The sequence below is a fragment of the Kitasatospora sp. NPDC023120 genome (genome assembly GCF_055560835.1).
Genome location: NZ_JBVHHY010000004.1, coordinates 344,329 through 357,033 on the forward strand (window position 1 = coordinate 344,329; position 12,705 = coordinate 357,033).

Here is a 12,705-nt window from a genome sequence, read left to right on the forward strand (position 1 = left end):
CCCGCCGAGCCCGGCGGGCGGGGGTGTCGGGGCGTCAGGCGCGGTGGTACTGAACGGGGGAGGGGACCTCGCCGCCGAGTTCGGCGTCGGCGCGGCCCTCGGCGACGACGGCCTGGGCCTGGGCGGGGACGGCCCGCACCGGGCCGGCGGCCGGCGCGGCGGCTGCGGCCGGGGCTGCGCCCAGGGCGGTGCCGCGGGTCTCCTCGGCCCACAGCACGCTCACCAGCAGGCCCAGCGCGGTGGTGCCGGCGGCGATGAGCATGGTCGGGCCGGTGCCGAGACCGGTCAGGGACAGCGGCAGCAGGTAGGTGCCCACGGCCGCGCCGATCCGGCTGACCGAGGTGGCCACGCCCACGGCGGTGGCCCGGATCTCGGTGGGGAACAGCTCGTTTGGGTACGTCCAGTCGAGCACGTTGGGCCCGCCGCACAGGAAGGCGTACGCGCACAGCGCCAGCAGGGCGATCGCGGCGGGCGCGGTGGGCCACACGCCGAGCAGCGCCAGCGGGACGGTCATCAGGGCGAAGGACCAGATGATGACGGGGCGCCGGCCGCGGGTGTCGATCAGGCGCAGCGCCGGGTAGCAGCCGAGCAGGAAGACCAGGCTGATCAGGCCGGTGCCGAGGGTCTCCATGACGGTGCCGCCCGGCATGCCGAAGGAGGAGAGGATCTGCGGGCCGAAGGTGAGCATCGCGAACAGCGGGCCGACCTGGAAGAGGAAGAACAGGCCGCAGAACAGGGTGCGGCGCCGGTAGGGCTGGGTGAGCAGCAGGCGCAGCCCGGCGGGGCGGCCGCGCTCGGCCGGGTCGGGCATCAGCTCGCGGCCGTCGACCCGCACCCCGAGGTGCTTCTCGACCACGCGCACCGCGTCGCCGACCCGCCCGTTGGCGGCGAGCCAGCGCGGCGACTCGGGGGAGCCGCGGCGGATCACCAGGAAGACCGCGCACAGCACCGTGGAACTCGCCAGCATCCACCGCCAGCTGCCGGGACCTGCCAGCTCCAGGAACAGGTAGCCCACCACGTAGGCGAGCACCGAGCCCGCGTACCAGGCGACGATCTGCTGGCCGAGCAGGCGGCCCCGGTGCTTGGCGGGCAGCCACTCGGCGAGCAGCGAGGTGGCGATGGGGTAGTCGGCGGCCACGGCCATGCCGAGCACGAAGCGCAGCACGGCGATCGCCCACACCGCGTCGACCCAGAAGGAGGCCACCGAGCAGGCGACCATCACGAGCAGGTCGGCGGTGTACATCACCTCCCGGCCGATCCTGTCGGTCAGCACGCCGAAGAGCGCGCCGCCGACGAACATGCCGACCAGGGCGGCGGCGCCGATCAGGCTGACCTCGGCGGTGGACAGCCCGAGGTCGGGGCGCATCCCGATCAGGGCGACGCCGACGATGCTCAGGATGTAGCCGTCCAGCAGCGGCCCGCCCGAGCAGGCGAGGGCCAGCCTGCGGTGGAAGGCGGTATACGGGGCGTTGTCGATCGTTTGGGACATGTGCTTGGGGTCCTCCGGAGCGTACGGCCGCGTTCTTCACGCGCGCCGTGCGCCGGGTAGACGGCAGGGGAACGACGCCGCCCACCTCGGGCGGCGCCACCGCCCGATCACACCGGGCGACCGTCCACGGTTGCCCGGGCCCGCCACCGTCACCACCGGGCCGAAGGTCGACCGGATCGATGACCAAGGTCCCGAAGCGGACGGGCCCTTGGCCCGTGCCGATTCACGGTTCGACCAGTCCTGCCGGGGCCGAGCGCCGCCTGGGCGCCGGATCGCGCACGCGGCGTGACTCTGGTCACTCCGGGGCCCTCAATCGGCCCTTATGTGTGGCCCGTGCCACATCGTTCGTCGTTCGTCGTTCGCGCTGGGCCCGGGGCCTGAGCGGGATAGCCTGACGGCGGACACGGGGAACGAGGGGGCCGAGGCCGATGACGCACGCGATGACACCGGACGGCGTCCGCATCGCCTACCAGCTCCAGGGCCAGGGGGCGCCGCTGGTCCTGCTGGCCGGCCAGGCCAACAACCACCACTGGTGGGACGCGGTCCGCGCCGACTTCCACCCCGCCCGCAGCACCCTCACGCTCGACTACCGCGGCACCGGGGACAGCGACAAGCCCGACACCCCGTACAGCACCGAACTGTTCGCCCGGGACGTCATCGCCGTCCTCGACGAACTCGGCATCGACCGGGCCGACGTCTACGGCACGTCCATGGGCGGACGGGTCGCCCAGCACCTCGCGGCCCGTCACCCGCACCGGGTCGGTGCCCTGGTCCTCGGCTGCACCTCACCCGGCGGCCCGCACGGCGTCGACCGCGGCAACGATGTCCGCCGAGCCCTGGCACAACCCCAGCCCGGTGCCGCCCGACAGGCCCTGCTGGAGCTGATGTACACCCCCCGGTGGCTCGACTCCCACCCCGGCCCGCACCACACCCTCGGCGACCCCGACATGCCCGCCCACGCCCGGCGCCACCACCTCGCGGCCAGCAACCGGCACGACGCCTGGGACCTCCTGCCGCAGATCGGCGCACCCACCCTGGTCGTCCACGGAAGCGACGACCTGCTCAACCCCGCCGCCAACGCCCCCCTGCTCGCCGACCGCATCCCCGGCGCCCGGCTGCACCTGATCCCCGGCGCCCGGCACGCTTACTTCGAGGAGTTCCGCGCCCACGCCGGCCCGCTCGTCCTGGACTTCCTTACCACCGCCCGGCGAGGGCCGGAGCATCATTTTCAGCCGTCATCGAACCTTTGACGGATCGCACGGCATTCGATCCCCCTATCCTCGTGCCCGAACGCGGCTCTGCCGGAGCCGGGCCATCACGCACGGAATTCCCGCCTCAACCGCCCACGATGGGGGAATTCTCATGCCGATGTCCAAAGCCGTACGCTTCCTCGCCGCCGCCGGTGTCGCAGCACTGCTACCGCTCTCCTTCGCGTCCAACGCGCACGCGGCCACGGGTGATCACACGCCAACCCCTCGGCCCCGCACGCTCCTTCCGGAGCGCGCGGGGCCGCGTGGAGGCAGACCCGCCCGGCGGGCCAGGGTGAGGGCCTGGGCCCGGTAGTCCCTGGCGGCGTCGGCCTGTCCGGAGCGGGCGTGCACGGTGGCGGTCGCCTGCAGGGCCGCCGTGGCGGCGCCGTGGTCCCCGAGTGCTTCCGCGATGGACAGCGCCTCGGCCAGGGCCGACAGCGCGTCCTGCGGCCGGTCGAGGGCTGCCAGGGACTCGCCCAGGTATCCCAGGGTCTTGGGCACCAGGCCGGGCAGCTCGCGACGGAACACCTCCAGGGACCGGCGGAAGATCCGCTCGGCCTCCTCGGCATTGCCCGCCTCCAGGTGCAGCTGGGCCAGGGTGAACTGGGCCACGGGGTTGTCCCGACCGTTGACGGCCCGGAACAGGTCGATCGCCTCGCGGACGGTCGTGAATCCCTCGGCGACCCGGCCGGTCCTGAGGAAGGTCAGCGCCCTGAGGAGCAGCACCATGGCCTGACCGCATTCGACGCCCTCGCCGGCATAGATCTCCTCCGCCGTGCCCAGGTGCGCCAGACACCCGGCATGGTCCAGGTTGTGGCTGGAGATCGTCGCGAGGGCGAGGTGCAGGCGGGCCTGGGCCCGCCGTACACCGTGCTCCCGCGCGAGGTCCAGTGCCTGCGTCACGAGGGGACGCCAGTGGCCCTCCCACCAGAAGCTGGTCCCGTATCCGGTGAGCAAGCCGGCGATCTGCCAAGCAGGTTGGGGCCGGGTGGAGGCGCCCGCCCGGTCGACGGCCGCCCGAATGGCCGGCATCTCCCGGCGCAGCCAGGCGAGGGCGGCCGCGGGGGAAGCGAGTCGGGGCAGCGGCGCGGTGGTGGGGGCGAGGGCGTCCGCTGGTTCGGGGTCGCCGCAGTACGGAGTGCAGAGCCTGCCGGCGTGGTGGACCGCGCGGGCGTACCAGGCCAGCAGGCGGTCCTGCGCGGCTTCCCGGGCCTGCGGGGGTTCTTGCGTGCGGGCCAGCTCGGCTGCATAGCCCGCGACCAGGTCGTGGAGGACGTAGCTGCCCGGGGCGTGCGATTGGAGCATCTGGGCGTCGACCAGGGTGTCGAGCAGGTCGAGGGTGCGATCGACCTGCTCGCCCAGGAGGGCCGAGGCCGCTTCGAGGGACAGCGGGTAGCCCGGCCACACCCCCAGCAGGCGGAAGGCCCGGGCGGAGTCCGTGTCCCTGGCGCTGTTGCTCTCCAGGAGCGCCCGGTAGCTCATGGCGAACGCGGCGCGCACCGAAGTGTCGTCCGCGGCCAGCAGTTCCAGCGCCCGCGGGGCTTCCTCCAGCCGGTCGGCGAGCACGCTCAGCGGCCAGCTCGGGCGGTTGGCGATCCGGCCGCCGACGAGGCGGATGGCCAGGGGCAGGCCGCCGCAGGCGGTCAGGATGCGCCGGACGGCTTCCGGCTCGGCGGCGACCCGGTGCTCGCCGCACACCACGGCGAGCAGGTCACGGCTCGCCGGGCCGAGCGGCTGCAGGGGGATGCGGACGGCGTCGAACTGTCCGGACGGCGCCCGACGGGTGGTCACGATCACTGCGGACGATCCGCTTCCGGGAATCAGCGGGGCGATCCGGGCGAGGTCGTGCGCGTTGTCCAGGACCACGAGGACGCGGCGCCGGGCGAGGCGGTCGCGGTACAGGGCGGCCCGGTCGTCGAGGTGGTCGGGCAGGCACTGCCCGCTGACGCCCAGGTCGGTGAGGAACCGCGCCAGGATGTCGTGCGGTTCGCGTTCGGGGCCGGTGCCGTAGCCGTTGAGATCGGCGTACAGCTGTCCGTCCGGGTACGCCGCCCGCAGGAGGTGGGCCGCGTGCACGGCGAGGGTGGTCTTCCCCAGGCCGCCCATGCCGTAGACGACGACCACCGGAAGGGTTTCGGCGGTGTCCGCCGGGCCGGCCTCCCGTGGCGCGCGGAGCGCGGTGGTCACCTGTCCCAGCTCGCGTTCGCGTCCGACGAGGATGGAAGCGGGGCGGGGAAGCTGGTGCGGGGTGCTCGAAGCCGTTCCGGGAGCGTGCGGTGAGGAGTCCGCGGCCAGGAGTTCCCGATGGGCCTCCCGCACCAGGCCGCCCGGGTCGACGCCCAACTCCTCGGCCAGCGCCGTGCGCAGCGCCCGATGGACCTCGAAGGCCTCCGCCGTGCGGCCGCAGCCGTGCAGCGCCAGCATCAGCTGGGCGTGGAACGCCTCGTGGAGCGGGTGTTCGGCGGTCAGCGCGGTCAGCTCCGCGACCAGTTCCCGGTGCCGGCCGGTGCGCAGGCCCGCGGCGAAGGTCCGCTCCAGCAGCGTGAGGCGGGTCTCGCGAAGCTGGGTGGCCTGGGGGGAGTCGGCGAGCGCCGGGATGTCACCGAACGGCTCGCCCCGCCACAGCGCGAGGGCCCTTCCCGCTTCCGCCGCCACGGCCGGCCAGTCCTGGCGCTCGTGCGCGTCGCGCACCCGCTCGGCGGCGGTGGTGAACGCGACGAGGTCGAGTTCGTCCGACCCCACGGACAGCAGGTAGCCGGCGTGCACCGACCGCAACCGGGGCCCGTGCGAACCCAGCGCCGTCCGCAGCCGGTTGACGTGGTTGTGGAGGGACGAGACCGCCGTGCGGGGCGGACCGCCGTCCCACAGCAGGTCCACCAGGCTGTCGACCCGGACGGGTTCACCGGGTGCGGCGAGGAGTACGGCCAGGAGCGTGCGCACCTTGGGGCCGGTGATCTCCAGGGGCCGCCCGCCGCATTCCACCTGAAGCGGTCCGAGCAGCCCGAATCGGATTCCCATGCCACCACCCCCGAAGTGACGAACAATCACATCGGCCATGGACCGCTGTGATCACCATATTAGATGACCATGAGCAGTCGGAGGAACGATCACCGCATCCGTCCGGTCGGGGGCGAACGGGCCACCGCGGCCCGCTTCCCTTCCGTCCGGTGAGGTACGAACTTCCCGGAGCTCACACCATGCGCATCACCAGCCCCGCCCTCCGCACGGCATCCGTCCTCCTCGCCGCGGGCCTCTCCACGCTCACCCTGGGATCCCTGCCGGTGCACGCCCAGCCGGGCCCGGGAGTCGAGTACGCCTCACCAGGGCAGGGCCAGTCGCCCGCCCAGCTGACGGCCCAATCGGCCGGGCCCCGGATCAGCCGCTCCGAGGTCCTGTCCCGGGCCCAGTCCTGGGTGTCACTCGGCCTGGACTACAGCTGGTACACCTACCACGACGGGTACCGCCAGGACTGCTCCGGCTACGTCTCGATGGCCTGGAAGCTGGGCACCCCCGGCCTGGACACCACCAGCTTCATCCCGAGCGGAGTCGCGTCGGGGATCGGCAAGGAGGACCTCAAGCCGGGTGACGCACTGCTGAACGACGCCGCGGGCAAGGACGGCCACATCGTCCTGTTCGAGCGCTGGGCCAACTCCGCGCACACGTCCTACGTGGGCTACGAGTTCAGCGGGACCGGCGTCCACCACCGCACCATCCCGTACCCGTACTTCCCCGAATACATCAAGGGCAACGGCTACGCCCCGGTCCGCAACAACAGCATCGTCGACGACACCCCTGCGCCGCCGAACCCGCAGGTGCCGGCTTCCTCGCTCGTGTCGGGGAAGGTGGCGAGCGTCTACAACCCGGACACGAAGACGGCGGAGGCGTTCGCCGTGGATGCCTGGGGGCAGATGCGGCACGCGTACAGCACCGGTGGTGCGCCGTGGTCGGACTGGGTTCCGCTGGTGGGTGATTCGACCGGGCTCGCCGGAAGCCCCGCGGTGGTCTACAACCCGGTGAACAAGGTGACGGAGGTGTTCGCCAAGCGCGCTTCCGACGGTGCCATGCTGCACTCCTACCTGTTCAACGGCGCCACGTGGCAGGGCTGGGAGTCCCTCGGTGACGGATGGAAGTTCGGTGGCAGTCCGACCGCCGTCTACAACGCCACGACCAACGCCATCGAAGTGTTCGCCATCGGCGCCGACGGCGTGATGAACCACGACTACAACTTCAACGCCGGCGCCTGGCACGGCTGGGAGTCCCTCGACACCGGCAAGAAGTTCGCCATCGGCACACCCGCCGCCGTCTACAACCCCGACACCCGGACTGCCGAGGTGTTCGCCACCGACGACGGCAGTGCCGTCGTCCACAACTACTCCACCGACGGGGGCTCCTACGAGGGGTGGTCCCCGGTCGCCGGCGGATTCAAGTCCGCCTTCAACCCGGCGGTGGTCTACAACCCGGTGAACAAGGTGACGGAGGTGTTCGCCACCGGCACCAACAAGGCGGTCTCGCACGCCTACCTGTTCAACGGTGCCACGTGGCAGGGCTGGGAGTCCCTCGGCGACGGGTGGCAGGCCACCAGCAGCCCGGCGGCCGTCTACAACGCCACGACCAACGCCATCGAGCTGTTCGCCATCGGCACGGACGGCGCGATGAACCACGACTACAACCTCAACGCCGGCGCCTGGCAGGGCTGGGAGTCCCTCAACACCAAGTGGGCCTTCACCGGCACCCCGTCAGCCGTCTACGAGTCCGACAACCACGCCGCCGAGGTCTTCGGCATCGGCAGCATCGACGGCAAGATCTCCAAGGCCTACACCGCCGACGGCCAGCCCATCACCCCCTGGTACACCCTCGGCGACAGGCCGTTCAAGACCAGCTGACACCGCCCGGCACCCGCTGCCCGCCCTTTCCGCTGCCCACAGCCAGGAGCCAGAACCCTGTGAACCACCGACTACGCCGGGCCCTGCCCGCGCTCGCCCTGTCCGCCGCCACCCTCGCGGGCGCGGTCACCATCGGCGCCACACCCGCCGGCGCCGCGCAGAACCGTCCCTGCGGCCCGATCACCACCGCGGACGCCGCCGTCGCCGCCCAGCTCCTTCCGGCCGTCACGACCGGCAACCTGGCCCACTCGATGTCCGCGTACAACGTCTCCTGCGCCCGGGCCATCGTCAACACCGTCCGCGGCATGGGGCTACCGGATCGTGCAGCCGTCGCAGCCGTGACCACCGCGATCGTCGAGAGCGCCCTGGAGAACAATCCGAACGTCATAGATGCAACCAGCGTCGGGCTGTTCCAGCAGCAGACCTGGTGGGGCACGACCGAACAGCGGCTCGACCCGGCCTGGTCGACCACTGCCTTCATCAACGAGATGCTGCGGAAGTACCCCAACAACAGCTGGCAGTCCCAGCCGATCGGCGAGGTCTGCCAGAAGGTCCAGGTGTCGGCGTACCCGGAGCGCTATGCGGCCGAGGTGCCGAACGGCCAGAAGGTCGTCGACGCGCTCGGCACCGCCCCGGCCTCGGGACCGTTGCCGGCTTCCTCGCTCGTGTCGGGGAAGGTGGCGAGCGTCTACAACCCGGACACGAAGACGGCGGAGGCGTTCGCCGTGGATGCCTGGGGGCAGATGCGGCACGCGTACAGCACCGGTGGTGCGCCGTGGTCGGACTGGGTTCCGCTGGTGGGTGATTCGACCGGGCTCGCCGGAAGCCCCGCGGTGGTCTACAACCCGGTGAACAAGGTGACGGAGGTGTTCGCCAAGCGCGCTTCCGACGGTGCCATGCTGCACTCCTACCTGTTCAACGGCGCCACGTGGCAGGGCTGGGAGTCCCTCGGTGACGGATGGAAGTTCGGTGGCAGTCCGACCGCCGTCTACAACGCCACGACCAACGCCATCGAAGTGTTCGCCATCGGCGCCGACGGCGTGATGAACCACGACTACAACTTCAACGCCGGCGCCTGGCACGGCTGGGAGTCCCTCGACACCGGCAAGAAGTTCGCCATCGGCACACCCGCCGCCGTCTACAACCCCGACACCCGGACTGCCGAGGTGTTCGCCACCGACGACGGCAGTGCCGTCGTCCACAACTACTCCACCGACGGGGGCTCCTACGAGGGGTGGTCCCCGGTCGCCGGCGGATTCAAGTCCGCCTTCAACCCGGCGGTGGTCTACAACCCGGTGAACAAGGTGACGGAGGTGTTCGCCACCGGCACCAACAAGGCGGTCTCGCACGCCTACCTGTTCAACGGTGCCACGTGGCAGGGCTGGGAGTCCCTCGGCGACGGGTGGCAGGCCACCAGCAGCCCGGCGGCCGTCTACAACGCCACGACCAACGCCATCGAGCTGTTCGCCATCGGCACGGACGGCGCGATGAACCACGACTACAACCTCAACGCCGGCGCCTGGCAGGGCTGGGAGTCCCTCAACACCAAGTGGGCCTTCACCGGCACCCCGTCAGCCGTCTACGAGTCCGACAACCACGCCGCCGAGGTCTTCGGCATCGGCAGCATCGACGGCAAGATCTCCAAGGCCTACACCGCCGACGGCCAGCCCATCACCCCCTGGTACACCCTCGGCGACAGGCCGTTCAAGACCAGCTGAGCCGCAGCTCGCCGGTGAGATGCCCGATTCCAAGGACCCCGACGGGCCGGCCCTGATCTTCACCGCCGGGGTTTGGGAGCTGTTCGTTGCCGCTGTGCGTAGCGGCGAGTTCGGCGAGGCCCGAGCAGAAACCCACCATGCAGGCCCGGGCCGTTCGCGGTCCGGGCCTGTGAGTGCCGTCGGCGTCCCGGTCCCGGTCAGCCGACCGGGACCGGGACGCCCCGGACGAGGAGGGGGAGGCCCGCGCCGTGCTCCCAGGCGTCCCAGGCGTCCTCGACGCGCCGGTACTGGTCGTCCGCCATCACCCTGCGCAGCTTGGCCTGGGGTGCCCAGTGCAGGGCGCGGATGCCGGCCGGCGGCTGGTGCGGTCGGACGGCCCCGGCCTGCCGGGGCGTGACCACCCCGCCCGCGTACACGAAGTCGAGGCTCTCGGGGAGTTCGGCCGCGGGCGGCGTGTAGTCGACCGTGAGGATCGTGCGCAGGGGCAGGACGAGCCCGGTCTGCGTTTCGAGGTGCCGGCGGGCGGCGAGGTGGGGGAGCTCGTTTTGTTCGGCGCTGCCGCCGGGCAGGACGAGCCCGTCGTGGTGGGCGGAGTCGACCAGCAGGACGAAGAGGTCGCCCGAGCCCCCGGGCTCCTCGCGCAGGACGAAGACCTGCTGGACGGATCGCCGGACGGGGGGCCTGCCGGTGAGGCGGGTCGTGCTCAACTCTGCTCCAGATGCGAGGAATTGCCGTAGCGGGGAGGAGCCGACGGTCACAGCGGCCACCCGTCGAGCGGACGCCGGCGCGACTTCCCACAGGTCCCGGGCGCGACCTCCCTCGGCTCGAGCGGCCGGATGGAGGAGAGGTCGACCCGCCGCTCGGGCGTGGACGCCCCCAGCGGTCGGATCACCGCCTTCCCGAACGCCGCCTCCACGAAGACGAATTCACAGGGGGTGTCGTCCCTGAGGCGGGTGAGGTCCTGCACCACCTCGTGGAGGTGGAAGTCGATGTCGGGCATGGGGCCTCCATGAGATGGGTTGCGCTGTGCGTCCGGGGAATCACCGGATGTAGCCATGGTGGCGCCTCGCCCGCTACGATCGCCAGGCTTCAACCTTCACGGTTCTGTCGAGTGACAAGGCAGGGAGAGTCATGGAGCCTGAGGAAAACGATCAAACGCTGTCCCCTGCTATGCGCTTCGGGAATGAACTCCGCAGGCAGCGTCGTGCAAGGGGCTGGTCTCAGGCCGCTCTTGGCGAGCGCATGGGCTACAGCCACGGGTTGATCTCGTACCTCGAAGGGGCTAAGAAGCCTGTAACCCGTAAATTCGCGGTTGCGGCCGACCGAGTGTTCGAGACGGACGGCCTGTTTGTCGAGCTGTGGCGCCGGATCTCAAACGCCAGCCTGCTGGAAGGATTCGACGAGTATGTCGAGGCCGAGGCGCGGTGCCGAAAGATCCGAACCTTTGAATTAAACGTAGTGCCCGGTCTGTTCCAGACGGAGGCGTACGCGGCAGCCTTGGCAAGCGCGGCAGTACTTCGCGGCAGCATCACCAAGTCCCAAGCCAAGGAACGGGTCGACTTCCTGATGGGGCGCCAGCAGGTGCTTCGCCGTGATCCGCCGCCAACCGTGCACGTCGTCATGGACGAAAGCTGCCTGCTCCGTCCAGTGGGGGGCCGCGACGTCATGCTCCACCAGCTGCGACACCTTGAGAGCCTGGCCGAGCTTCCGACCGTCACGCTGCAAGTGGCACCCTTCGCCCTTGGGGAGCACGTCCCCTTCACGATGCCGATCGTCCTGCTGACCCTGCGAGACCGCTCGATTGTCGGCTATGCCGAGTCGCAGGCGCGTGGCATCGTGGAGCGAGGGCGTAGGGCAGTCGAAGCCTGGGACAGTGACTACGATCAGCTCCAGGTGGAGTCGCTGTCCAAAGTGGCTTCGCTCGCCGTGATTCGCGCTGCTCGGAAGGACCTTGAATGATCAGCCCCGCTCTCGACCTGTCCGGCGCCAGATGGCAGAAGTCCGGGTACAGCAACAATGGGGGCAACTGCGTAGAGGTGGCACCCGGCTTCTCCGGCGTGATGCCTGTTCGCGATTCCAAGGACCCGCAGGGACCGGCCCTGGTCTTCGCTGCCGAGGCGTGGGAGTCGTTCATCTCCGCTGTCCGCAGTGGCGAGTTCGGCGACGTCTGAGCCGCAGCTGGAATCGACGGCCCCTGGCCGTCGACGGTTGCCCGGGTTCAGGCCTTGAAAGTCAGCCAGGCGCTCGGCTGGGGGGTTCCCAGCCGAGCGTTTTGCGTGAGCGGGGGAGGGCACGGAAGGTCTATGAGCGCTCTGGAAGTTGATCTGGCCGGTGTCGGGTGGCGGAAGAGTACGTACAGCAACGGGCAGGGCGGCTGCGTCGAGGTTACAGATGGCTACCTGGACGTCATGCCGGTCCGTGACTCGAAGGACCCGCAGGGGCCCGCTCTTCTCTTCCCCTCTGCGGCCTGGGAGTCGTTCGTCGCCGCTGTCCGCAGTGGCGAGTTCGGCGACGTCTGAACATGCCGCAGGCCCGGACCGCCCCCACATGCGGTTCGGGCCTGCGGACGTTCTTCCGTCCGTCCGTCCCTTACGAGCCGGCGGTGGCCGCCTCCAGGGTCGTCGCCATCACCGGGCTGGTGAAGGTGTTCGTCGCGTCACCGGTGGACTCGTGGTACGAGCCCCACTTGAGGTAGTTCCGGTCGCCGTCCCAGGTGGTGCCCTTGAAGGTGCCCGAGCCGGTGGTGAACGTCTGCTTCTTGCCGTCGAACCAGAAGTCGATGGTGCCGTCCGTCCGCCCCAGGCGGATCTTCAGCGCGTACGAGTGCCACTGGCCGTTCGTCGTCGGTGCGGTCCACAGCGTGTGCGAGACGTGCTCGGTGTCCCACTCCTGCAGGCGGATGCGCCCGTTGGTGGCGTCGATCTCGATCGGGTGGTTGGCCGTGTCGGTGCTGGGCGAGCACTTGAGCTGGAAGACGTACCGGCTGTTGTCGTCCTTGATGTCCACCTTGGACGACCACCCCAGGTAGAAGGTGTCACCCTCCTTCAGGTCCGGGCTGAGCGTCTCGCAGCGCTCCTCGCCGGCGGCCTGGTACGCCCGCCACACCTTGCCCTTGGCGGCGTCGTTGACGACCTTGAAGTTGCCCGACGCGCACTGCACGGCGGCGAAGGAGGACGCCCCCTTGCTGGTGCTCGGGGTCCACAGGACCTGGCCCGCCGCGCTGCTGGGGGTCACGGTGGCCCAGGAGAGCGCGAGGACGGCGGTGGCCACGCCCCCGTAGGCGAGCTTGCGGCGGTCGGACGGAAGGGACATGCCTCTCCCCGGGGTCGAATGGGCTGCGACGTGGGCGTACGCAGCGATTCGAC

The 12,705-nt window shown here is 70.7% G+C and carries 11 protein-coding genes and 1 pseudogene; 7 read left to right on the plus strand and 5 right to left on the minus strand.

The features are described 5' to 3' along the window. Positions 1–34: 34 nt before the first annotated feature. Entirely contained in the window at positions 35–1,489 is a 1,455-nt protein-coding gene (locus ACZ3TI_RS08500) for an MFS transporter (RefSeq protein ID WP_465724785.1), read from the minus strand. 428 nt (positions 1,490–1,917) lie between these two features. Between ACZ3TI_RS08500 and ACZ3TI_RS08505 the strand changes: the two genes are divergently transcribed. After that, on the plus strand, positions 1,918–2,739 hold the full coding sequence (locus ACZ3TI_RS08505; protein WP_465724787.1) for an alpha/beta fold hydrolase: 822 nt from the start codon (positions 1,918–1,920) through the stop codon (positions 2,737–2,739). 210 nt (positions 2,740–2,949) lie between these two features. Here ACZ3TI_RS08505 and ACZ3TI_RS08510 read toward each other — a convergent pair whose 3' ends face one another. After that, a complete protein-coding gene (locus ACZ3TI_RS08510) occupies positions 2,950–5,757 on the minus strand; it encodes an AfsR/SARP family transcriptional regulator (RefSeq protein WP_465724789.1) in 2,808 nt (935 codons plus the stop codon). Positions 5,758–5,936: 179 nt separating this feature from the next. Here ACZ3TI_RS08510 and ACZ3TI_RS08515 point away from each other — a divergent pair, with 179 nt between their 5' ends. The 3 genes and pseudogenes from ACZ3TI_RS08515 to ACZ3TI_RS08525 all read left to right on the plus strand — a co-directional run. After that, a complete protein-coding gene (locus ACZ3TI_RS08515; RefSeq protein WP_465724791.1) occupies positions 5,937–7,622 on the plus strand; it encodes a PLL family lectin in 1,686 nt (561 codons plus the stop codon). 59 nt (positions 7,623–7,681) lie between these two features. Then, entirely contained in the window at positions 7,682–9,340 is a 1,659-nt protein-coding gene (locus ACZ3TI_RS08520; RefSeq protein ID WP_465724793.1) for a PLL family lectin, read from the plus strand. A gap of 19 nt (positions 9,341–9,359) precedes the next feature. After that, positions 9,360–9,428: pseudogene (locus ACZ3TI_RS08525) on the plus strand (DUF397 domain-containing protein); the annotation flags it as partial. A gap of 109 nt (positions 9,429–9,537) precedes the next feature. Here ACZ3TI_RS08525 and ACZ3TI_RS08530 read toward each other — a convergent pair. Both ACZ3TI_RS08530 and ACZ3TI_RS08535 read right to left on the minus strand, forming a co-directional pair. After that, positions 9,538–10,047 (minus strand): NUDIX domain-containing protein, encoded by a 510-nt coding sequence (locus ACZ3TI_RS08530; protein WP_465724795.1) that lies wholly within the window; start codon positions 10,045–10,047, stop codon positions 9,538–9,540. A gap of 47 nt (positions 10,048–10,094) precedes the next feature. Next, a complete protein-coding gene (locus tag ACZ3TI_RS08535) occupies positions 10,095–10,340 on the minus strand; it encodes a hypothetical protein (protein ID WP_465724796.1) in 246 nt (81 codons plus the stop codon). A gap of 131 nt (positions 10,341–10,471) precedes the next feature. Between ACZ3TI_RS08535 and ACZ3TI_RS08540 the strand changes: the two genes are divergently transcribed. The 3 genes from ACZ3TI_RS08540 to ACZ3TI_RS08550 all read left to right on the plus strand — a co-directional run bounded on the left by ACZ3TI_RS08540 (position 10,472) and on the right by ACZ3TI_RS08550 (position 11,859). Continuing rightward, positions 10,472–11,299: a helix-turn-helix domain-containing protein gene (locus ACZ3TI_RS08540; RefSeq protein ID WP_465724798.1), complete on the plus strand. Its 828-nt coding sequence runs from the start codon at positions 10,472–10,474 to the stop codon at positions 11,297–11,299. After that, positions 11,296–11,511 (plus strand): DUF397 domain-containing protein, encoded by a 216-nt coding sequence (locus ACZ3TI_RS08545; RefSeq protein WP_465724800.1) that lies wholly within the window; start codon positions 11,296–11,298, stop codon positions 11,509–11,511. The genes ACZ3TI_RS08540 and ACZ3TI_RS08545 overlap by 4 nt, the downstream gene beginning before the upstream one ends. Positions 11,512–11,643: 132 nt before the next feature. Further along, the gene (locus tag ACZ3TI_RS08550) at positions 11,644–11,859 is read left to right on the plus strand and encodes a DUF397 domain-containing protein (protein WP_465724802.1); all 216 of its coding nucleotides are present in this window, start codon (positions 11,644–11,646) and stop codon (positions 11,857–11,859) included. A gap of 70 nt (positions 11,860–11,929) precedes the next feature. Here the strand turns inward: ACZ3TI_RS08550 and ACZ3TI_RS08555 are convergent, their stop codons facing one another. After that, a complete protein-coding gene (locus ACZ3TI_RS08555) occupies positions 11,930–12,652 on the minus strand; it encodes a heparin lyase I family protein (RefSeq protein ID WP_465724804.1) in 723 nt (240 codons plus the stop codon). Positions 12,653–12,705: the final 53 nt, after the last annotated feature.

What these genes read in the sequence shown, in the direction of transcription:
- ACZ3TI_RS08505 (WP_465724787.1), top strand. Translation starts at nt 1,918, where the DNA reads ATGACGCACGCGATGACACCGGACGGCGTCCGCATCGCCTACCAGCTC.
- ACZ3TI_RS08535 (WP_465724796.1), bottom strand. Translation starts at nt 10,340, where the DNA reads ATGCCCGACATCGACTTCCACCTCCACGAGGTGGTGCAGGACCTCACC.
- ACZ3TI_RS08555 (WP_465724804.1), bottom strand. Translation starts at nt 12,652, where the DNA reads ATGTCCCTTCCGTCCGACCGCCGCAAGCTCGCCTACGGGGGCGTGGCC.
- ACZ3TI_RS08515 (WP_465724791.1), top strand. Translation starts at nt 5,937, where the DNA reads ATGCGCATCACCAGCCCCGCCCTCCGCACGGCATCCGTCCTCCTCGCC.
- ACZ3TI_RS08500 (WP_465724785.1), bottom strand. Translation starts at nt 1,489, where the DNA reads ATGTCCCAAACGATCGACAACGCCCCGTATACCGCCTTCCACCGCAGG.
- ACZ3TI_RS08545 (WP_465724800.1), top strand. Translation starts at nt 11,296, where the DNA reads ATGATCAGCCCCGCTCTCGACCTGTCCGGCGCCAGATGGCAGAAGTCC.
- ACZ3TI_RS08550 (WP_465724802.1), top strand. Translation starts at nt 11,644, where the DNA reads ATGAGCGCTCTGGAAGTTGATCTGGCCGGTGTCGGGTGGCGGAAGAGT.
- ACZ3TI_RS08510 (WP_465724789.1), bottom strand. Translation starts at nt 5,757, where the DNA reads ATGGGAATCCGATTCGGGCTGCTCGGACCGCTTCAGGTGGAATGCGGC.
- ACZ3TI_RS08540 (WP_465724798.1), top strand. Translation starts at nt 10,472, where the DNA reads ATGGAGCCTGAGGAAAACGATCAAACGCTGTCCCCTGCTATGCGCTTC.